Consider the following 21,240-nt stretch of genomic DNA (forward strand, 5'->3'; position numbering starts at 1 on the left):
CAGGCCGAGGGCGCCGAGGTGGCCCATCCGGCGGTCCTTGACCTCCAGGTAGCCCTCGTTGAACGGGGTGCGGAAGCCGCCGATCGGAACCCGGTCCTTGACCACGATGCCCTGGGCGGTGAGCTGTTCCACCTTCTCCGGGTTGTTGGTCATCAACCGCACCCAGGAGATGCCGAGTTGGCGCAGGCAGTCGGCGGCCGTGGTGAAGTCCCGGCTCTCGGCGGGCAGTCCGAGGGCGAGGTTGGCGCTGATGGTGTCGTGCCCGGCGGACTGGAGGGCGTAGGCGCGGATCTTGTTCGCCAGGCCGATGCCGCGGCCCTCCTGGCGCAGCATGTAGACCAGGACGCCGTTGCGCGAGGCGATGATGGCGTCCACCGCGGCGGCCAGCTGCGGCCCGCAGTCGCACTTCTCGGAGCCGAGGACGTCCCCGGTGAAGCAGGCGCTGTGGATCCGCACGATGGGCGGCTCCTCGGACTCGCTGCGCGGGTCGATCGTGCGCAGCGTCACGACCTCCTCGGTGTCCTCCTGCCCGGCCGCGCCGATCCGCCCGAAGACGGTCAGCTGCATCAGGGTGGAGCCGACCGGCACGGGAGCGCTGGCCAGCCGGAGCACGGCGTCCCCGGCCGGGGCCCGCCCGGTGGTGCCGGTTTCCTGAGTCGTCGTCATGGTGGCCCCTATCGCTTGGAGTGCCCGGAGGTGTCGGCGTCGATCTCGTAGACCCGTCCGTCGTAGGAGGAGGCGAGGAAGCGGCCGGGCGCGCCGGCCGGGGCGAGCGAGGAGATGCCGGCGACGGTGGGCCGCAGGTCGGCCACCCAGGAGGCGGTCTCCGGGTCGTAGACGGCGACCCGGCCGTGGTAGCCGCCGGTGGCGACGACCCCGGTCAGCGGGTCGACGGCGACGCACTTGATGCTGTTGCGGTGCGGGGTGGGCACCGCGGCCTGCTGCTCGCCGGAGGCGCTCCAGATCCGCAGCGTCAAGTCCCGTCCGACGCTGGCGAAGCGGCCGTCGGGCAGCGCGGCGGCGCCGTTGGCGATCCGGGCGTGGGCCTGCTCGTCGACGGCGATCGGCTCCATGGACGGCAGCGCGTGCCAGGCGGCGGCGCCGGTGGCGCAGACGCTGAACAGGACGTCGCCCTGGACGGCGATGCCCTTGATGGCGTTGTCGTGGATGCGGTGGGTGGCGGCCAGTTGCAGGCCGGTGCCGGTGTCGTCGCGCAGGACCAGCACCTCGCCGGTGTAGGTGCCGACGATCAGCGCGTCGCCGGTCCGGGAGCTGTGCACGGCCGCGCAGTTGAGCGGGGAGCGGTGCTGGTGCACGGCGGTGCCGGCGGCGGCGTCGAAGACGGTGCCGAGCTGGCCGCCGCCGACCACGGTGGAGCCGACCTGGGTGACGAAGTTGCAGCAGCTGCCGAGTTCGGCGACGACCTTGCCGTCGCGCTTCACGGTGCCGCTGTCGCCGACCGTGTAGCGGCCGTCGGTGGTCAGCGCGACCGCGTTGAGCCCGGGGGTCGGCTCGACGCCGGTGAGGTCCCAGCTGCCGTCCTTCCGGTCGAAGACGGCGTAGCCGGAGCCGAAGGTGCCGAACACCCAGCGGGTGTCGTCGAGCTTGGCGCACGAGCGCAGCCAGACGTCGGCCGGCACCTCGCTGGTCAGCAGGTGGACCGGGTCGGCGCCCGGGTCGAGCTGCCACAGCCGCACGGTGCGGTCGTAGCTGGAGCTGAGCAGGATGCGGTGGTCGGCGTCCCAGGCGAGTCGCTTGATGCCGGCGTCGTGGACCTGGTGGCGGCGGGTGCCGCGGGGGTCGATCAGGATCAGCTCGCCCTCGTCGTTGCCGAGCGCGAAGCTGTCCGGGCCGAGGACGGCCACGGTGTCGGTCTCGATGTCGCCGAGGTCGACGGTGCTGAGCAGGGCGCCGGTCTCCGGGTTCCAGCGGCGGACCGTGCCGTCGTCGCTGGTGGTCACCAATTCGGCGCCGCCGCGCACCCATTCGACCGAGAGCACGTCCGCCTGGTGGCCCTCCAGGCGGTGCAGGAGCCGGCCGTCGAGGTCGTAGACGCGGGCGACGTGGTCGCGGGAGGCGGTGGCGACGCGGGTCTCGTCGGGGGAGAGCACCGTCATCTCGACGTCGTCCTTGTGGTCCGTCAGGACGGTGATGAGGCGCAGGTCCGGCACCGACCACAGGCGCGCGGAGTAGTCGCTGCTGGAGGTCACCACGATGCGGCCGGAGGCGGAGAAGCGGCACTGGTTGGCGAGGTGGTCGTGGCGGGCCTCGGCGACGGCCGTGCGGGTGACGGCGTCCCACAGGATGACGCGGTTGTCGTATCCGGCGGTCACCACGAGGTCGCCGTGGGCGTCGATGCCGCTGATCGGCGAGGAGTGCTTGATCACAAGGGTCCCCTTGGGCTCGTTGGAGCATGGCCGCGACCGGGCGCGGTCCGTGAGTGGGCGTGACGAGGCGCCTCGGCGCAAGGCGCGCTGGGATCCGACCTGATGACGCGGGATCAGCCTGGTGCGGTGGAACGGCCGGACGCACCGGAGCCCCGGTGCGGGGCTCGGAGCCGACCGGCGGTCGACACAGGAAACGCCGGCCGCGGGGCCGGTGCGGGATCGCCGGATCGCAGGCCGACGGGAACGGCCCATGACTGGGCCACGGCAGGACGCTAGTTCGCGTGCATGTCCGCGTCAACAACCCGGCGCACATGTCTCGATCCCGACCGGAAGCGCGCCTTCCCGGATGACGGTCGCCCGACGCCGGCGTGAACGCGCTCCCCGCGCACGCCCCGCCGATCCCCGCCGTGACCGGCGGATTCCGGAGCAATCCCGTCCGCCCCCGGCACACCCCGCCACCACCCCGCACAGCGCACCGATCGAGCCAAACCGTGGAGGCCGTGTTGCTGAAACGACGTCAGAACGCATTCGATGAAAGGGAATCGACCAAGGAGGCGCAGTGAACGAACTGGACGGCGCACTGGAGTTCCTCGACGACTCCGGCCCCGAGTTCGGACCCGGAGTCAGCAACCACGGCCCGATGGCCGCCGAGGCACTCGCCCGGCTCGGGCACGCCGACGCCATCGCGTCCTGGGTCAGCTCCTACCGCAAGCTGCTCTACCAGGACACCTACAGCCACTTCGACACCCTCACCGAGGACAACTGGCGCCCCGCGCTCGGCAACATGCGCCTGATGGGCGACTGGGTCGAGTTCTTCCGCCGCGAACTCGACGGCGCCCCGTGGACCGAGGTGCTCGCCAAGTGGTGGCCCCGCCTGCTGCCAGGCTTCTCCGCCGGCGGCGGCCACGGCGTCATCCGCACCGGCCACGCCGTCCGGATGCTCGACGAGGCGCACACCCCCTGGCGGATCGAGGAACTCGCCCGCGGCCTCGGCTACTGGGCAGCCCGCTTCCAGGAACTCCCCGAGGGCACCGCCGCCCACGACCGCGACCTCGACCAGGCCTGGGCCGCCGTCCCCAAGCTGCGCAGCGGCCAGGGCGACGGCATGATCTTCCGGATCCGGCTCGAATCGCTGTGGCTGGAACCGGACTTCGCCCCCGCCGTCGACTCCCTGCGCCTCGACGGCGACCCCGGGCAGCTGCTCAGCCGGCTCACCCGCACCACCGCCACCAGCTACCTGACCGACGACCACGACCGGCCGATGGCCTTCGTCCACGCCCTCACCACCCCGGCCGCCGTCCGCCTGGTGCTGCCCCACCTGCCCGCCGAACTGCACTGGCCGAGCGTCGCCGCCGCCGTCCGGTTCAGCGCCGCCATCCGCTGCGCCTACGGCACCGGCCGCAAGGAGCACCGGCCCTTCGAACCCGTCCAGGACTACGCCACGCTCGCCGAACGCGCCCTGGCCTCGGAGGACCCGCACGCCATCAAGTACGTGGAGGCCTGCCGGCGCGAGGACGCCCTCAGCCCCGACCCGGTGTACGGGCTGGCCGCCACGCACTGGGTGCGGCTCTGCGAGACCCAGACGTACTGACCCGCCGTACCGCGCCGTACTGGACCCCCGACCGACGGACCGGTGATGGAACGACTCTGGTGGCACGACGCCGTCATCTACCACGTCTACCCGCGAAGCTTCCTCGACACGGACGGCGACGGCGTCGGCGACCTGCCCGGCGTCCGCCGCCGGCTGCCGCACCTCGCCCGGCTCGGCGTCGACGCGCTCTGGCTGTCGCCGTTCTTCGCCTCGCCGATGGACGACTTCGGCTACGACGTCCGCGACCACACCGCCGTCGACCCGCTGTTCGGCACCCTCGACGACTTCGACGAACTCCTCGACGCCGCCCACCGGCACGGCCTGCGCGTCCTCGTCGACTACGTCCCCAACCACACCTCGGACCGGCACCGCTGGTTCCAGGACTCCCGCGCCGACCCGCACGGCCCCCGGCGCGACTGGTACGTGTGGCGCGACCCCGCGCCCGACGGCGGGCCGCCGAACAACTGGATCACCCTGTTCGGCGACCGCGCCTGGACCCTCGACCCCGCGAGCGGCCAGTACTACCTGCACTCCTTCCTGCCCTCCATGCCGGACCTCGACTGGCGCAACCCCGCCGTCCAGGACGCCATGTTCGACGTCGCCCGGTTCTGGCTCGACCGCGGCGTCGACGGCTTCCGGGTGGACTGCGCCCCGCTCATCGCCAAGGACCCGAAGCTGCGGGACAACCCGCCCGCCGCGCAAGGCAGTTCGGCCCACCACCGGGAGATGGGCGGCTTCGACGACCAGCTCCACCTGCACGACCAGGGCCACTCCGACCTGCACCCCCGCTACCGGGACTTCCGCGCCCTGCTCGACTCCTACGGCGGCGTCGCCCTCGGCGAGGTCCACGAGTACGACTGGCCCGCCTGGAGCCGCTACTTCGGCCGGGACCTCGACGAACTCCACCTGCCGATCTGCTTCGGACTGCTCGGCGTCGACTGGCGGCCCGACCCGATCGGCCGCACGGTCCGCGCCGTCCTCGACGCCGTCCCGCCCGGGGCGTCGGCGACCTGGGTGATGGGCAGCCACGACGACCCGCGGGTCGCCTCCCGGGTCGGCGCCGCCCAGGCCGCCAACGCGATGATGCTGCTGCTCACCCTGCCCGGCACCGCGATCCTCTACAACGGCGACGAACTCGCCATGCCCGACGCCGACATCGCCCCCGACCGGATCCGCGACCCCTGGGGCCTGCGCACCCCCGCCCTCAGCCGCGACCACGCCCGCTCGCCCATGCCCTGGACGCCCGACGCCCCGTCAGCGGGCTTCACCGCCCCGGGAGTCGAACCCTGGCTGCCGATCACCGTCCCGCCCGCCGGCACCGTGCAGGACCAGGAGGCCGACCGCGACTCCCCGCTGTCCCTCACCCGCGACCTGCTCGCGCTGCGCCGCGCCACCCCGGCCCTGCGCTCCGGCACCCTCACCCTGCTCGACGCCCCGGACGGCGTGCTCGCCTACACCCGCTCGGCCGGCGCCGGCCCCGACCTGCTCGTCACGCTCAACCTCACCGACCGCCCCGCCCCGATCGGCGGCCTGCTCGCGCAACGGCCGTCCTGGGACCGCCTGCTGTCCACCGCCCGCAGCACCGACACCCTCGCCGTCCTGGCGCCCGACGAGGGCGCGGTGTGGGCTTGGCCACAGTCCGGCTGAACGGCCCGGGAACGTGAACCTTTCACGCCGTCGCCGTCCCCGGGGGCCGCACGGCAGGCGGCACGACGGGCTGCACTACCGGCCGGCCAGGGCCGCCAGCGGGCCCGGGTACAGGTACTCCTTCGCGGGGACCGTCGCCCCGCGCACCCAGGCGTCGAAGAAGCCCGTCAGGTCCCGGCCGGACACCCGCGCCGCCAACTCCTCGAACTGCGGGAAGGAGGCGTTGCCGTAGGCGTGCTCGGCGGTCCACCGGCGCAGCGTGGCGAAGAACGCCTCGTCACCGACGGTGCGCCGCAGGGCGTGCAGCATCAGCGAGCCCTTGAAGTACAGCGCGGCGTCCAACTCCCGGCCCGCGCCGGGGTCGTAGAGCTTCGTCGACCAGTACGCCGGGTCGTCCCGGTTGGCGGCGACCTCGGAGGCGTAGAAGCCGGTGTCGAGGTCGGCGCCCTTGTGCTCCTCCCACAGCTGGTTGGCGTACTGGGCGAAGCACTCGGCGAGGCAGCCGTCCCGCCAGTCGCTGAACGAGACGCTGTCGCCGAACCACTGGTGGGCGTTCTCGTGCACCACCGGCGCGTCGAAGATCGCCCCGCCGTACGTGGGCCGGCTCTGCGTCTCCAGCGCCACCGGGCCCGCGTTCGGACCCTTGGCTTCGCCCACCACGATCGCGCCCGCCGAGGAGAACGGGTACGGGCCGAACTTCGAGGCCAGGAAGGCCAGGATGTCCCGCTGCTCGGCCTCCGCCGCCGGGTCGATCAGCGCGTCCGGGCTGTACGCCGTGATCAGCGGCGTGCCGTCGTCCAGCCGGTCCCGGTGCACGGTGAACCGGTCGACGGCGACGGTGCTCAGGTACGTCGCCAGCGGGCGGTCCTCCCGCCAGCGGAAGGTGGAGGTCCCGCCGGCCGTGGTGGTCGGCCCGGGCAGGCCGTTGCCGATCGCCGTCCAGCCCTCGGGGACGGTCGCGGTCAGGGCGAAGGTGGCCTTGTCGGACGGGTGGTCGTTGCACGGGTACCACGAGGTCGCGGAGTGCGGCTCGCCCGCCACGCTCGCCCCGCCGTCGGCCAGGGTGTGCCAGCCCTCCGCGTCGGGCGCCCCCGCGTACGTCACCCGGACGGTGAACACCACGCCCCGGGCCAGCTTCCGGGCCGGCACCACGTCCAGCTTGTGCGCGCCGGACCGCGCGAAGGACCGCGCCGGCACGCCGTCCACGGCCACCGAGGCGACCGTGAAGCCCTTCAGGTCCAGGCTGAACCGGTCCAGCGCCCGGGTGGCCCGCGCGGTGACGGTGGTGTCGCCGTCCAGGTGGTCGGTCCGGGCCGGGTCGTAGGCGATCCGGACGTCGTAATGCCCCACGTCGTAGCCGGAGTTGCCGTCCTCGGGAAAGTACGGGTCGCCGACGCCGGACGCCGCCGAGGCGGGCACGACGGACAGCGCGACACCGAGGGCGGTGCCGATGGCGAGCGTGGTGACGGTGCGTCGGGTGCGCATCTCTGGGAACTCCTCGAAGTGACGAACGGTCAGGAACGGGCCGCTGCGAGCTGCCACACCACGCCGATCAGGGCGTTGGTGCTGACGGTCTCGGTGGCCGGATCGACGTTGGCCAGGTCGTCGCAGGCCTCGTGGATGCAGTCCGAGATGCCGGTGCTGAACCCGGAGGACGGGATGCCCGCGGCGCCGAAGGACTCGTTGTCGGAACCGCCCACGCCGACGTCGAAGGTGGCCAGGCCCCGGGCGGCGAACCAGGAGGCGAAGGCCCGCCCGGCGGCCTCGTCGGCCCCCGGCCCGTCCTGCACCACCAGCCACTGCCGGGTGCCGCGGCTGCCGGTCTGGTCGAAGTTGAGGTACAGGTCGATCGCCCCGCGCTCCCGGTCGGACAACTTCCCGACGTAGTCCGCGGAACCGACCAGCCCGAGCTCCTCCGCGCCCCACCAGGCGAAGCGCAGGTGCCGGGCCGGCCGCAGCCCGGACTCCGCGACCCGCAGGGCGGTGGCCAGCACCGCCGCCGAACCCGAGCCGTTGTCGTTGATGCCCGGGCCCTCCGCCACGCTGTCCAGGTGCGCGCCCACCAGCAGCACGTGCTCCGGGTCGCCGCCCGGCCAGTCGGCGACCAGGTTCCAGCCCGCCCGGCCGCCGTGCTCGAAACGCCGCAACTCGGTGCGGAAACCCGCCCGGTCCAGCGCGCGCCGCACGTACGCCACCGACTCCGCGTACCCCGGCGTGCCGTGCGCGCGGGTGCCCCCGTTGCGGTCGGCGATCCGCTGAAGCGCCAGCAGATGGGGCATCACCTCCCGCTCCGAGACGGTCGGAGCAGTCGGGGCGGCCGGGGCCGCCGGGGCGGTCGGAGCAGTCGGGGCGGCCGGGGCCGCCGGGGCGGCGGACGCGGCGGAGCCCGCCGCCGGGAGCAGCGACAGGACCAGGGCCGCCCCGAGGGCACGGGCGGCGAGCGGCAGGGAGGACTTCACGCGGAGGCCTTTCGGAAGGAGACGCGGTGACCCCGCCACCCTCGCCGCCCCGTGTCAGGAAGTTGTCAGGAACCGGTGGGGAAGCGGTCCGGGAACGGCCGGCGGCCGACAGACCGTCAGGTCAGGGCCCCGCCCGGGCGTTCTACGATCGTCCGCATGTGCGCACACGTCGTCGTCGCGGAGGACGACCCCAAACAGGCCGACCTCGTCCGCCGGTACCTGGAACGCGAAGGACACCACGTCGTCGTCGTCCACGACGGCCGGGCCGCCCTGCGCGAAGCCCGCCACGAACGGGCCCGACTCCTCGTCCTGGACGTGATGATGCCCGAACTCGACGGCCTCGACGTCTGCCGCGCCCTGCGCGCCGAATCCGCCCTCCCGGTGCTGATGCTCACCGCCCGCACCGCCGAGGAGGACCTGCTGCTCGGCCTCGACCTCGGCGCCGACGACTACCTCACCAAGCCCTACAGCCCCAGGGAACTCGTCGCCCGGGTCCGCGCCCTGCTCCGCCGCGGCGCCCCGCCCGCCCAGCACCGCGACCCCGCCGCACCCCCGGCCCCGCTCCGGGTCGGCCCCCTCACCGTCGACCCGCTGCGCCACGAAGTCACCGCCCACGGACGGCCCGTGGGCTGCACCCCCGCCGAATTCACCCTGCTGGAAGTCCTCGCCGCCCAGCCCGGCCGGGTCTTCACCCGCGCCCAGCTCCTGGAACACCTGCACGGCATCGACCGGTACACCACCGCCCGCACCGTCGACACCCACGTGATGAACCTGCGCCGCAAGATCGAACCCCACCCGCGCCGCCCCGCCACCCTGCTGACGGTCTACGGCATCGGCTACAAGCTCGCGGAGGAACCGCGCGTTGCCCCGTGACACCCCGCTGCGCCGCAGCCTGACGGCCCGTCTGCTCGCGCTCTCCGCACTGGTCTCGCTCTGCTCCATCGCCGCGACGGCCTGGCTGGCCGCCCGCACCACCACCGGCGCCATCAAACAGGAACAGACCCAGGCCATCGCCGACCAGACCCGGATCTACCACCAGCTCCTCGGCTGGGCCGCCACCCACCCCGACTGGAACGGCGCCCAGGACACCGTCCGCCGACTCGCGGCCGCCACCGGGCAGCGCATCGTCCTCACCACCCCGCACGCCGAACCGGTCATCGACTCCGCCGCCCCGGCCGCGCCCCCGTCACCCGGCCCCGCCGCCGACCGGCCCGCGCCGCCCCGGACGCCCACCGCCATCGTCGACCCGCTCTCGGTCGACCTCGCGCTGCTGCCCGACGGGCCCGCCGACCGGATCGACGCCCGCGCGGCGGGCCCGTTCCGGCCCACCCCGGACGAGCACCGGGCCCGGCAGAACGACCTCCAGCAGCAGGCCGACTGCCTCCGCTCACTGCTCGGCATCGAGGCGACCGTCACCGACGACCTCGCCGGACGGCCCCAACTGCGCACCGCCGACGGCCAAGTGCTCGGCCGGCGCTGCGAGACGCCCATGGTGGTCAGCGCCGCCGACCGCACCGAGACCGCCGCCCTCGCCGACCTCACCGGGCTCGTCAACGCCTGCCTGGCCCGCCGGCAGGCCCGGGCCGTCACCCTGACGCTGGGACCGGACGGCATCCCGACCGGCGAACCGCGCCAGGACCGGGCAGCCTCCGAATGCCTCACCAACGCCCGCCGCCAGCAACTCGTCCCGTACGTGGCGCCGCCCGTGCTGCTGTTCGTCGGCACCCCCGCCGACCCCGCCGGCCAGGCCCCCGTGCTGACCGCCGCCCACCCCGGGCGGGTCACCGAGGTCGCCGCGCTGGTGCTGGCCGTGACCGTCGCGGTCACCGTCGCGGTCGGACTGCGGCTCTCCCAACCGCTGCACGCGCTCACCCACGCCGCCCGGCGGATGGCCGACGGCGACCTCACCGCCCGGGTCCGGGTCACCGGCCGCAACGAGATCTCCGGACTCGCCGCCGCCTTCAACGCCATGGCCGAGCGGCGGCGGCAACTCGAGGACCTGCGCAAGGCCATGGTCGGCGACGTCGCGCACGAACTGCGCACCCCGCTCAGCAACATCCGCGGCTGGCTGGAGGCCGTCGAGGACGGCGTCGCCACCGCCGACCGCGCCCTGACGGGCTCGCTGCTCGAAGAGGCCATGCTGCTCCAGCACCTGATCGACGACCTGCGGGACCTCGCCGCCGCCGACGCCGGCGAACTGGTGCTGCACCCCGAACCCGTCGACGTCGACGACCTGTTGACCCAGGTCGCCAACGCGCACGGGGCGCAGGCGAAGACCGCCGGCGTCACGCTGGCCGTCGAACCTTCACCCGCTGATCCCTCGCCCGCCGGCCCCGAGGTCCTCGCCGATCCGGTCCGGCTGCGCCAGGCCCTCGGCAACCTGGTGTCCAACGCCGTCCGCCACACCCCGGCCGGCGGCGTCGTCACGCTGCGGGCCCGGGCCGCGGCCGGCGCCGTGCGGATCGAGGTCGCCGACACCGGGCACGGCATCGCCGCGGCGGACCTGCCGCTGGTGTTCGAACGGTTCTGGCGGGCCGACCGCTCCCGCAACCGGCAGACCGGCGGCAGCGGCCTCGGCCTGGCCATCGTCCGCAAACTCGTCGAACTCCACGACGGGACCGTGCAGGTGGCCAGCACCCCCGGAACCGGCTCGGTGTTCACCGTGACCCTGCCTGCGGCGGAATTCTGAGAGCGCTCTCGGACGGGCCGGCGGGCGCTAGGCTGCTGGCAGCAGGAGCGCGATCACGGCCTGGTGCCTGGGCGTACGGCGGCGAAGAGGAGTGCACGGTGAGCGAGGCCGAGGCGGGAACGGGCGGACGCCCCACCCTGGAGTCGGTGGCCGAGCTGGCCGGCGTCTCCCGGGCCACCGCCTCCCGGGTGGTCAACGGCGGCGCCGGCGTGCGCGCCGCGCTGCGGGACAAGGTCCAACGGGCCGTCGCCGAACTCGGCTACGTGCCCAACCTGGCCGCGCGCACCCTGGTCACCCGGCGCAACCGGGCGATCGGCGTGGTCGTCGCCGAACCCGAGGCCCGGTTCTTCTCCGACCCGTTCTTCGCCCAGCACCTGCGCGGCATCAGCCGCGAACTCGCCGCCGCCGACAACCAGATGGTGCTGCTGCTGGCCGAGGACGAGCGGGACCACGAGCGGATCGGCCGCTACCTGGCCGGCGGCCACGTCGACGGCGTGCTGCTGTTCTCGCTGCACCGCTCCGACCCCACCCCGGAGACCGCCCAGCGCCTCGGCCTGCCGTTCGTGGTCGGCGGACGCCCCGGCTGGCCGGCGCCGAGTCCGACCGCGACCTGGTCTACATCGACAACGACAACCGCGGCGGCGCCCGGCTCGCCGTCCAGCACCTGCGCTCGCTCGGCCGGGAGCGGATCGCCACCATCACCGGGCCGCTCGACCAGACCTCCTCGATCGACCGCCTCGACGGCTACCGCGACCTGCTCCCCGACGGCGACGAGGACCTGATCGCCGTCGGCGACTTCACCGCCGACGGCGGCACCCGGGCGATGACCGAACTGCTCGACCGGCGGCCGGACCTGGACGCGGTGTTCGCGGCCTCCGACTCGATGGCCTCCGGCGCGATCCGCGCGCTGCGCGCGGCCGGGCGGCGGATCCCCGAGGACGTCGCGGTGGTCGGCTTCGACGACGTCGAGTCGATCGCGGCCTGGACGGAGCCGCCGCTCACCACCGTCCGCCAGGAGATCGAGGAGATGGGGCGGCTGATGACGCGTCAGCTGCTGCGCAGGCTCAACGACCCGGCGGCCTCGGCGCCGTCCTCGGTGATCATCCCGACCCACCTGGTGGTGCGGGAGTCCGCGTAGCGCGGCGCCTCCCGGGCCGGAGTGTTCCGCCGGGCCCGGGAGGCGTCCGCAGGTCAGTCGAAGGGGAGCCGCAGCACCGAGGCGTTGCCCTGGGACTGGGTGGCGCCGGTGCGGAGTTGGGCCGGGGCGCTGCCGAGGGCGGGCCAGACCTCGATCCTGACGGTGCCGTTGCTCAGGTTGGCGAGCGGGCCGCCGGTGCTGGACTGGAGCCCGGCGGCGGTGGCGCCGTAGCGCTCCCAGCCGGGGACCGGGTCGGTGGCGAAGTACCGGTAGGTCTCGGTCCGGTCGACGGTGCCGTTGCCGTCGAAGTCGTAGGAGACGCGGGCCTGCTGGGCCAGCGCGACGGTGGAGCCCGCGTCGACGTACAGGTCGAAGTCGGTGCTGCCGCCGGCCCGCAGGGTGCCGGTGAGGTGGCCGAGGGTGTACGTCACCGGCTGGTAGGGCGTGCCGTCGTGGTTGGCGCCGCCGCCGGACGGGATCGTGCTGCCGGTCGCGCCGGAGCCGAAGGCGGGGGAGAGGGTGCCGTCGGGCTGCAGGTACAGGGTGCCGGCGCGGGTCTGCGGGGCGGTGGGGGAGGCCGACGGCGAGGGGGACGAGGAGGCGGACGGGAGGGCGAGCCGGTGGCGCCGCCGGTGCCGCCGTCCGGCCTGCTGCCGCGTTCGGAGGCGGTGGAGCGGGCCGGGACGGTCAGCGCGTAGCCGTCGGAGAAGCGCACGGTGCGGGCGGCGGTGGTGTAGTTGTGCGCCACGTGGGTGCGGGTGGCGCCGTTCACGAAGACCGCGGCGGTGGGGGTGTCCGCGGTGGTGGCCGGGTCGAGCGTGCCGAGGGCGGCCAGGTCGTAGATCCAGTGGTAGGTGTGGGCCCGGGACTCGCCCTCCTCCGGGGTGTAGCCGGCGTTCCCGGCGTCCCAGTCGGCCTTCGCGGTGGCCGGGTCGGTCAGGGCCTCGGCCTCCCACAGCAGGTCGCGCCAGTCGGTGAACGCCCCGCCGTTGTTCGCCTTCAGCTCGGCCAGGTTGGCGGCCAGGTCGTCCTTCCGTCGCGCCAGGTAGAGCGAACCCGAGGTGACGGGAAGGAAGTTGATGCCGTGGATCATGCCGGGCGCGGCCGTCCACCAGGTGGAGTAGGCGGCGCCGGAGCCCCAGATCATGCCGACCGTGGAGTGCTGGAAGGCGGCCGGGAAGACCCGGTGGTCGGCGTCGAACCAGTACTGCTGAACGGAGTTGGCCTCGGTGGTGTACAGGTAGACGCCGAGGTCGCGCAGCGCGGTGTCGCCGGTCGCGGCGCCGAACAGCAGCAGGCCGGCGCTGAAGTTCAGCGACTCGGAGGAGGACTCCTCGTTGTTGCCCGCCGCGAACCCGGCGTGCCCGGACGCCCAGCCGTGGCCCGCGTACGGGTCGAAGGTGCGCAGCCAGGGGAAGCGGGCGTCGGCGCGGTCGGTGTTGGCGGCGTCCTTGGCCAGCAGCTTGACCATGCCGCCCCACTGGGAGTCCGCCGCCCAGGCGGTGTCGTAGCGGGCGACGGTGGCGGCGGCCTGCACGAAGTAGCCGTAGTGGAAGTGGTGGTCGTTGAGTTCGGCGTCGGTGCCGTAGGAGGCCGGGTAGCCGATCAGGGTCTTCCAGGTGGAGTCGTACGCGAAGCCCGGTGAGCCGGTGCCCGCGAACCAGGTCTGCAGCTTGCCCTTGATCAGCCCGAGCAGCTTGTCGCGGGCCGCGGTGTCGCCCAACTGGTCGGCGACCGGCACGAGTTGGGCGAGGCGGCCGAGGGCCTTGCCGACCCAGTAGGTGTCGGTGGCGCCGCTGAACGGGTCGCTCGCGTCGGAGACCTGGTGCAGGTAGCCGTCGAGCGCGGCGCGGTCGTACCCGCCGACGTCGGGCAGCGAGGGCAGCACGCCGGTGACCGACTGCACGGTGGAGAAGGAGGAGCCCTGACGGACCTTCATGGTGCCGCGCGGGGAGGTGTAGGCGAGCGGGGTCAGCGCGTCCGGGGTGGCCTGCCACTGCTGCGGGTAGAGCGCGAGCAGGGTGCCGGCGGCGCTGCCCTCCTGGGCGGCGGTGGTGGCGGTGAAGGTGGTGGTGAGCCTGCCCGCGGCCTGGTCGTAGCTCCAGCCGACCTTGGTGTCGGTGACGAAGTTGTAGGCGTAGGTGCGGAACTGGGCCAGGTCGGCGGCGGAGGGCAGCAGCGCGACCGAGTAGTAGTCCTTGCCGCCGAGGTTCGCCGTCAGAGTGCTGCCGTTGACGCTCCAGCTGCTGCCGGTGGGCGCGAACAGGCCGTAGTGGTGGCCGCCGACGGTGATGCCGAGCACGCTGCCCTGGTTGCTGAAGACGGTGGGCGCCGAGGCGGTGGTGACCTGCGCGGCGCCGCCGGTGGCGTGCGCGTACACGTACGGCAGGCCGTGGCCGACGGTCGCGCTGAAGGTGTGCGCGCCGTCCGCCCAGTACGGGGTGACGGTCCAGTCCGACCAGCCGTCGACCTTGGTGTCGGGGGAGTTCAGGCCGGCCACGCCGAGGGTGAGGTCCCGGGCGTGGGTGTAGTCGTACTGGCGGCCGTCGGGGGTGATGGTCGGCGTGGTCGGGTAGCCGACCTCCAGGCCCGCGGCCTGCGCCTTGAAGGTCATCGGGTGGGCGTACAGGTTCTCCGAGTACGGGTTGCCCGCGTAGCGCTGGTAGATCAGCGAGGACCACCAGTCGTTGGTGGGGGCGGCCTGGCCGGCCAGCCGCGGGGTGACCTTCGGGGTGACGGGCGCGCCGTCGGAATTGCTCGGGCCGACGGCGCCGGCCGGGCGGGCGTCGCTGTAGCCGCCGAGGCCGACCCGGACGGTGGCGGCGGAGGCGGTGCCGGAGCCCAGGGCGGCGGTGAGGGTGGCCGCGGCGGCCAGCGCCAGCGTGGTGAGGGCGGCGGTGGGGCCGCGCAGGGAGCGGAGCTTCATGGTCGTGTCCACCTTCGAGTGGGGGCGGGCGGAGGATGAGAGCGCTCTCAGCCAGCGGACCGTACGGGCGGGCCTGAAGGGGTGTCAACTGCCGTGGCGCAGACTGTTGCGTTCAGAAGTCGAAAGCCCAGCTCGCGGTCCGCCCGAGATTACGTTCAGGTTTCGAGGGCTTGACGGGGGAATCTCCGCCCGGCACTCTCTCGGCAGCGGTTGAGAGCGCTCTCAGAAATTCGGGCACCCACCGCTCCCTCGCTTTCGCACCCCGCCCACGCACCCGCCCCGCCCTGGAGGCCTTCGCATGGCTACCCCGAGAGTCCGCCGCTCCACCGCTGCCCTCGGCAGCACCGTCCTCGCCACCGCGCTCCTGCTCAGCGCCTGCAGCTCCGGCGGCACCGGGTCCGCGGACTCCGCCGGCGGCAAGGTGACGCTCACGGTGGACCTGTTCGGCACCTTCGGGTTCAAGGAGGCCGGGCTGTACGACGAGTACGCGAAGCTCCACCCGAACATCACCATCAAGCAGACCGACACCCAGGACGAGGGCCAGTACTGGCAGGCGCTGCAGACCAAGCTCGCGGGCGGCGGCGGCCTCGCCGACATCCAGGGCCTGGAGGTCGGCCGGGTGGCCGGCGTGGTGCAGAAGCAGGCCGACAAGTTCACCGACCTGAAGACCCTCGGCCTCGGCGACGTCAACGACGGCCTGGTGGAGTGGAAGGGCGCCGCGATCAGGACCGCCGACGGCAAGGTGCTCGGCGCGGGCACCGACATCGGCCCCGAGGCGATCTGCTACCGCACCGACCTGTTCAAGGCCGCCGGGCTGCCCACCGACCGCACCGAACTCGCCGCCAAGTGGTCCAGCTGGCAGGGCTACCTCGACCTCGGCAAGCAGTACGCCGCCAAGGCCGAGGCCGGCAACGCCTGGACCGACAGCGCCGCGGGCATGTTCACCGCCGAGGTCGGCCAGCAGAAGGTCCGCTACGCCGACGAGTCCGGCAAGCCCGTGTACGACAGCAGCCCGGCCGTGAAGACCGCCTGGGCCGACGCCACCGCGCTGGTCGCCGACGGCCTGTCCGCCAAGCTCGCCCAGTGGACGCCCGAGTGGAACAAGGCGTTCTCCACCGGCAGGTTCGCCACCCTCTCCTGCCCCGCCTGGATGATCGGCTACATCAAGGGCCAGGCCGGCGACGCCGGCGCCGGAAAGTGGGACATCGCCCCCGGCCCCGGCCGGACCGGCAACTGGGGCGGCTCCTACCTGACCGTCCCGCGCACCGCCAAGCACCCCAAGGAGGCCGCCGAGCTGATCAAGTGGCTGACCGCCAAGGAGCAGCAGGCCACCCTGTTCACCAAGCAGGGCTCCTTCCCGTCCTCCACCGGCGCCCAGGACGCCATCAAGGACGCCACCGACGCGTACTTCAACAACGCGCCGATCGGCCGGATCTTCAGCGAGTCCGCCAAGGCCATGCCCGCCCAGGTGCTCGGCACCGACGACGGCGTGATCGGCAAGGCGTTCACCGACGCCCTCGGCGAGGTCGAGCGCACCGGCACCGCGCCCGACACCGCCTGGAAGCACGCCCTGGACAACGTCAAGAAGGCCAACGGCAACTGACGGGCCCTCGCCCCACGGTAGCCGAACCCCGCTGCCCCGTCCCGCCGTTCACCCGGCGGCGGGACGGGCCGCCCCGTCGAAGGACCCCGCCCATGGCCCTCAGCTCCACCGCGCGGCTGCCCGCCGCCGAGCCCGCGAAGCGGCCCGCCCGCCCGGGCCGCCGACTCGCCCCGTACGGCTTCCTCGCCCCGTTCTTCGTGCTGTTCGCCGCGTTCGGGCTGTTCCCGCTGCTGTACACCGCCTGGGTGTCGCTGCACCGGGTCGAACTCCAGACCTCCGACCGGATGGACTGGCTCGGCCTGCAGAACTACACCCGGCTGCTCGACGACCCGTTCTTCTGGAACGCGCTGCGCAACACCTTCACCATCGGCGTGCTCTCCACCGTCCCCCAGCTGCTGATGGCGCTCGGCCTCGCCCACCTGCTCAACCACCGCCTGCGCGGCCGCGCCTTCTACCGGGTCGCGATGCTGATGCCGTACGCCACCTCGGTCGCCGCCGCCACCCTGGTGTTCGCCCAACTCTTCGGCCGCGACTACGGGCTGATCAACTGGGTGCTGAGCAGCACCGGCCTGCACCCGGTCGACTGGCAGGCCGGCACCTGGGCCTCGCAGCTCGGCGTCTCCACCATCGTCACCTGGCGCTGGACCGGCTACAACGCGCTGATCTACCTGGCCGGCATGCAGTCCATCCCCGGCGAGCTGTACGAGTCCGCGGCCGTCGACGGCGCCTCGCGCTGGCAGCAGTTCCGGCACGTCACCGTCCCCGGACTGCGCCCCACCATCGTGTTCACCGTGATCGTCTCCACCATCGGCGCCACCCAGCTGTTCGGCGAACCCCTGCTCTACGAGGGCAACTCCGGCGGCGGCATCTCGCACCAGTACCAGACCCTCGGCCTGTACCTGTACGAACAGGGCTGGACGTTCTTCCACCTCGGCCGGGCCGCCGCCGTCGCCTGGGTGATGTTCCTGCTGATCGTGCTGCTCGCCCTGCTCAACGCGGCGATCGCCGCCCGCCGCAACCGTACGGACCGGTGACCCGATGACCCACGTGACCACCCAGGCGCTCGACAAGCCGGCCGCGGGGAAGCGGAGTTCCGTGCGCGCCGGGGGCCGCAGGGCGCGCTCGCCGCTGCACGGCGGGCCGCTCGCGCACGCCGTGCTGATCGCCGCCACCCTGCTCGCGGTCCTCCCGTTCTACTGGACGCTGGTCGCCGCCAGCCGCTCCAACGCCGAACTCAGCGCCGCCACCCCCGCGTTGACCCCCGGGCCGAACCTGTTCCACCACATGGGCGAGGCACTCCGGCAGGCCGAGATCGGCAAGGCGCTGCTCAACTCGCTGCTGGTCTCCGGCACGGTCACCGCCGGCGTGGTGCTCTCCTCCACGCTCGCCGGCTTCGCCTTCGCCAAGCTGCGCTTCCGCGGTCGCGGCGCGCTGCTGGCGCTCACCGTCGGCACCATGATGATCCCGCCGCAGCTCGGCGTGATCCCGCTGTTCATGGTCATCGCCCGGCTCGACCTGCAGAACAAGCTGCCCTCGGTGATCCTGCCCTCGCTGGTCTCCGCGTTCGGCGTGTTCTTCATGCGCCAGTACCTGGTGCAGGCTCTGCCGGACGAACTGGTCGAGGCCGGCCGGACGGACGGCGCCTCGCTGCTGCGGATCTTCCGCTCGATCGTGCTGCCCGTCGCCCGCCCCGGCATGGCCGTGCTCGGCATGCTCACCTTCATGGCCACCTGGAACGACTTCTTCTGGCCGATCGTCGCGCTCAGCTCCCAGAACCCCACCGTGCAGGTCGCGTTGAAGTCGCTCGGCCAGGGCTACGTCCCCGACCAGTCCGTGGTGATGGCCGGCACCCTGATCGGCACGCTGCCCGTCCTGCTGGTGTTCGCCCTGCTCGGCCGGCAGATCGTCGGCGGCATCATGCAGGGCGCGGTCAAGGGCTGACCCGGATCCGGCTTGCTTTGCTGATGCACCCTCAACTCCTCCGGATGGAACCCGACATGACTGCCGACACGCTCGCCGTGACCACCTCCGCCCCCGCTGCCCCCGCCCGCTTCCCGGCCGGCTTCGTCTGGGGCGCCGCCACCGCCGCCTACCAGATCGAGGGCGCCGCCGACCGGGACGGCCGCACCCCCTCCATCTGGGACACCTTCGCCCGCCGCCCCGGCGCCGTCCGCAACGGCGACACCGGCGACATCGCCGCCGACCACTACCACCGGTACCGCGAGGACGTCGCCCTGATGTCCGAACTCGGCCTGGGCGCCTACCGGTTCTCGCTCGCCTGGCCGCGGATCCGGCCCGGCGGCCGGGGCCCCGCCAACGAGGCCGGACTCGACTTCTACGACCGCCTGGTCGACGAACTGCTCGCCGCCGGCATCACCCCCGTCGCCACCCTCTACCACTGGGACCTGCCCCAGGAACTCGAGGACCGCGGCGGCTGGACCGGCCGCGACACCGCCCACCGCTTCGCCGAGTACGCGAGCATCGCCGCCCGCCGCCTCGGCGACCGCATCCCCACCTGGACCACCCTCAACGAGCCCTGGTGCAGCGCCTTCCTCGGCTACGGCAACGGCGTCCACGCCCCCGGCCGCACCGACCACGTCGCCGCCCTCGCCGCCCACCACCACCTGCTGCTCGCCCACGGCCTCGGCACCGCCGCGCTGCGCGCCGAACTCCCCGACACCGCACAGGTCTCGCTCACCCTCAACCTGGCCGCCGTCCGCCCGCTCACCGCCGACCCGGCCGACCTCGACGCGGCCCGCCGGATCGACGGCCTCGCCAACCGGATCTTCCTCGACCCGGTGTTCCGCGGCAGCTACCCCGAGGACGTCCTCGCCGACACCGCGCAGCTCACCGACTGGTCCTTCGTCCGCGACGGCGACCTCGCCGAAATCTCCCGCCCCATCGACTCCCTGGGCATCAACTACTACACGCCGACCGTCGTCGCGGCCGAGGACGCCGGGGCCGCCGGGTCCGCCGGGGCGGGCCGCGCGGCGACGGGCACCAGGGCGGCAGCCCCTGGCCCGCCGACGGAGGCATCCGCTTCCTGCCCGCCCCCGGCGCCCGCACCGCCATGGACTGGCCGGTCGACGCCGACGGCCTGTACGAACTGCTCACCCGGCTGCGCGACGAACTCCCCGGCGTCCCGCTGCTGGTCACCGAGAACGGCGCCGCCTACGAGGACTACAGCGACCCCAGCGGCGCCGTCCACGACCCCGAGCGGATCGCCTACCTGCACGCCCACCTGGCCGCCGTGCACCGCGCCCTCGCCGACGGCGCCCCCGTCCGCGGCTACTTCCTCTGGTCGCTGCTCGACAACTACGAATGGGCGTACGGCTACAGCAAGCGCTTCGGCATCGTCCACGTCGACTTCGCCAGCCAGCGCCGCACCCCCAAGGACAGCGCGCACTGGTACCGGCGGGTGATCCGGGACGGCGCGCTGCCGAGGTGAGCGGCCGCCCCCCGGTCCGGTGCGAAGTCGCCCCGCCGGACCGGGAGGCACCGTCGGGAGCTGCTGTCGGATCAGGAGCAACCGGCGGATCAGGAGGCGGACTTCGGACCGCAGAAGGCGAGGTCGATCAGGTCGATCGCCGCCGGGACCAGTTCGGCGCCCTTCTGCTGGTCGTACGGGTTCGTCGAGATCGCCAGCTGGCGGGTGCCCGTGCGATCGCTGAACACGTACGTGAGGTAGCCGTAGATGCCGCCCGGATGGCCCCACACCTCGCCGCAGGACAGGCGCAGCTGCATCAGGCCCAGACCGTAGCGGGTCGGCGGCTGCGGGACCGCCGCCACCGTGTCCGTCATCGCGGCCAGCTGCGCCGGCGGCAGCAGCCGGCCGCCCAGCAGCGCGGCGTAGAAGCGGGACAGGTCGTCGGTGGTGGAGATGAGCTCACCGGCCGAGGCCGCCACCGACGGGTTCAACTCGGTGATGTCCGCCGGGCCTTCGGGCAGCGGCAGGTAGCCGTGGCTGTGCGGCCCGGGCACGGAGGTGGAACCGTCCGGCAGGAAGGTGTGCCGCAGGCCCAGCGGCCGGAGCACCCGCTGCCGCACCTCGGTCCGCCAGTCGTTGCCGGTCACCTGCCGGATCAGCTCGCCCAGCACCAGGTAGCCGGTGTTCGAGTAGTACCAGCCCTGGCCGGGTGCGAAGTACGGCTCGTTCGAGGTGCCCGCCGCGATCACGTCGCGGGGCTCGAAGGACTTCCACCGGTCCGTCGCGAGCAGCCGCCGCATCGCCTCCTCGGACTCGTACACGAACCGCGGGTCCTCCGTGTAGTCGTACAGGCCGGAGGTGTGGTTCAGCAGCTGACGGACCGTGATGTTCGCACCGTTCGGAACCAGGCCCGGCAGGTGGCGTTCGATCGGGTCCTCCAGGCCCACCCGGTGCTCGGCCACCAGCTGGAGCACGACGGTCGCCACGAAGGACTTGGTGACGCTGCCCGCCCGGAACTCCCCCTCCACCGGCGCAGGCTGCTGCGTCGTCAGGTCCGCGACACCCGAGTTCCCGCGCCAGACCGCCCGCCCGTGGTCGCGCACCTCGGCGATCGCAGCGCTGGCGCCCGCCCGGCCGGTCAGCGCGTCCAGCCCCTGCTGGAGCGCAGCCCGCTGCGGCACCGGCGCGAACCCGGGCGTGCCGTGCGCGCCCGCACCGGGCACGGCCGCGCCCGCCGAGGGTGTCAGGGCGATCACCGACGCGCCCGCCAGCACCCAGGACGCGGCCAGCCGCAGTACGGCTCGGTACTTCTTCACACGATGCTCCTTCGACAGAAACTCCGGCAGAAGGGGTTCGTCGCCCGCCAGCCTCAC

Annotated in this window: 14 protein-coding genes and 2 pseudogenes; 9 read left to right on the top strand and 7 right to left on the bottom strand. The window is 73.4% G+C overall.

Annotation, left to right across the window (positions count from 1 at the left end; translation table 11 throughout):
- On the bottom strand, positions 1–666 hold a 666-nt coding region (gene ribA, locus KCH_RS35065; RefSeq protein ID WP_244305576.1), incomplete at its 3' end, for a GTP cyclohydrolase II RibA.
- An 8-nt stretch (positions 667–674) separates the two neighbouring features.
- Positions 675–2,387 carry a WD40 repeat domain-containing protein gene (locus tag KCH_RS35070; RefSeq protein WP_035870047.1) on the bottom strand — a complete coding sequence of 571 codons (1,713 nt, stop codon included), beginning with the start codon at positions 2,385–2,387 and terminating at the stop codon, positions 675–677.
- A 559-nt stretch (positions 2,388–2,946) separates the two neighbouring features.
- Between KCH_RS35070 and KCH_RS35075 the strand changes: the two genes are divergently transcribed.
- Both KCH_RS35075 and KCH_RS35080 read left to right on the top strand, forming a co-directional pair.
- Positions 2,947–3,978 carry a questin oxidase family protein gene (locus KCH_RS35075; protein WP_051653791.1) on the top strand — a complete coding sequence of 344 codons (1,032 nt, stop codon included), beginning with the start codon at positions 2,947–2,949 and terminating at the stop codon, positions 3,976–3,978.
- A gap of 45 nt (positions 3,979–4,023) precedes the next feature.
- Positions 4,024–5,625 carry an alpha-amylase family glycosyl hydrolase gene (locus tag KCH_RS35080; protein ID WP_051653792.1) on the top strand — a complete coding sequence of 534 codons (1,602 nt, stop codon included), beginning with the start codon at positions 4,024–4,026 and terminating at the stop codon, positions 5,623–5,625.
- A 75-nt stretch (positions 5,626–5,700) separates the two neighbouring features.
- Here KCH_RS35080 and KCH_RS35085 read toward each other — a convergent pair whose 3' ends face one another.
- Together KCH_RS35085 and KCH_RS35090 are read right to left on the bottom strand one after the other, a co-directional pair.
- A complete protein-coding gene (locus KCH_RS35085; RefSeq protein WP_051653793.1) occupies positions 5,701–7,110 on the bottom strand; it encodes a M1 family metallopeptidase in 1,410 nt (469 codons plus the stop codon).
- Positions 7,111–7,139: 29 nt separating this feature from the next.
- Positions 7,140–8,084: a M28 family peptidase gene (locus tag KCH_RS35090; RefSeq protein WP_035870050.1), complete on the bottom strand. Its 945-nt coding sequence runs from the start codon at positions 8,082–8,084 to the stop codon at positions 7,140–7,142.
- Positions 8,085–8,240: 156 nt separating this feature from the next.
- Here KCH_RS35090 and KCH_RS35095 point away from each other — a divergent pair, with 156 nt between their 5' ends.
- The 3 genes and pseudogenes from KCH_RS35095 to KCH_RS35105 all read left to right on the top strand — a co-directional run bounded on the left by KCH_RS35095 (position 8,241) and on the right by KCH_RS35105 (position 11,911).
- Positions 8,241–8,957: a response regulator transcription factor gene (locus KCH_RS35095; protein WP_035870053.1), complete on the top strand. Its 717-nt coding sequence runs from the start codon at positions 8,241–8,243 to the stop codon at positions 8,955–8,957.
- Positions 8,947–10,773 carry a sensor histidine kinase gene (locus KCH_RS35100; RefSeq protein WP_051653794.1) on the top strand — a complete coding sequence of 609 codons (1,827 nt, stop codon included), beginning with the start codon at positions 8,947–8,949 and terminating at the stop codon, positions 10,771–10,773. Before KCH_RS35095 ends, KCH_RS35100 begins: the two co-directional genes overlap by 11 nt.
- Positions 10,774–10,871: 98 nt before the next feature.
- Positions 10,872–11,911 (top strand): annotated as a pseudogene (locus KCH_RS35105) (LacI family DNA-binding transcriptional regulator).
- 53 nt (positions 11,912–11,964) lie between these two features.
- Here KCH_RS35105 and KCH_RS46910 read toward each other — a convergent pair.
- A complete protein-coding gene (locus KCH_RS46910; RefSeq protein WP_341865461.1) occupies positions 11,965–12,342 on the bottom strand; it encodes a hypothetical protein in 378 nt (125 codons plus the stop codon).
- Complete coding sequence (locus KCH_RS35110) at positions 12,339–14,837, bottom strand: glycosyl hydrolase (RefSeq protein WP_341865462.1); 2,499 nt, start codon at positions 14,835–14,837, stop codon at positions 12,339–12,341. The genes KCH_RS46910 and KCH_RS35110 overlap by 4 nt, the downstream gene beginning before the upstream one ends.
- Before the next feature lie 298 nt (positions 14,838–15,135).
- On the opposite strand from KCH_RS35110, the gene KCH_RS35115 reads away from it, so the two are divergent.
- From KCH_RS35115 to KCH_RS35130, 4 genes and pseudogenes are all read left to right on the top strand, one after another.
- Positions 15,136–16,440, top strand: coding sequence for an ABC transporter substrate-binding protein (locus KCH_RS35115; RefSeq protein WP_035870055.1), 1,305 nt, complete (start codon positions 15,136–15,138; stop codon positions 16,438–16,440).
- A gap of 92 nt (positions 16,441–16,532) precedes the next feature.
- Positions 16,533–17,474 (top strand): carbohydrate ABC transporter permease, encoded by a 942-nt coding sequence (locus KCH_RS35120; protein ID WP_035870069.1) that lies wholly within the window; start codon positions 16,533–16,535, stop codon positions 17,472–17,474.
- A gap of 4 nt (positions 17,475–17,478) precedes the next feature.
- The gene (locus KCH_RS35125) at positions 17,479–18,381 is read left to right on the top strand and encodes a carbohydrate ABC transporter permease (RefSeq protein ID WP_035870071.1); all 903 of its coding nucleotides are present in this window, start codon (positions 17,479–17,481) and stop codon (positions 18,379–18,381) included.
- 56 nt (positions 18,382–18,437) lie between these two features.
- Positions 18,438–19,888 (top strand): annotated as a pseudogene (locus KCH_RS35130) (glycoside hydrolase family 1 protein).
- A gap of 89 nt (positions 19,889–19,977) precedes the next feature.
- On the opposite strand, the gene KCH_RS35135 reads toward KCH_RS35130, so the two are convergent.
- A complete protein-coding gene (locus KCH_RS35135) occupies positions 19,978–21,183 on the bottom strand; it encodes a serine hydrolase domain-containing protein (protein ID WP_051653795.1) in 1,206 nt (401 codons plus the stop codon).
- Positions 21,184–21,240: the final 57 nt, after the last annotated feature.

Source organism: Kitasatospora cheerisanensis KCTC 2395 (assembly GCF_000696185.1).
GTDB lineage: Bacteria > Actinomycetota > Actinomycetes > Streptomycetales > Streptomycetaceae > Kitasatospora > Kitasatospora cheerisanensis.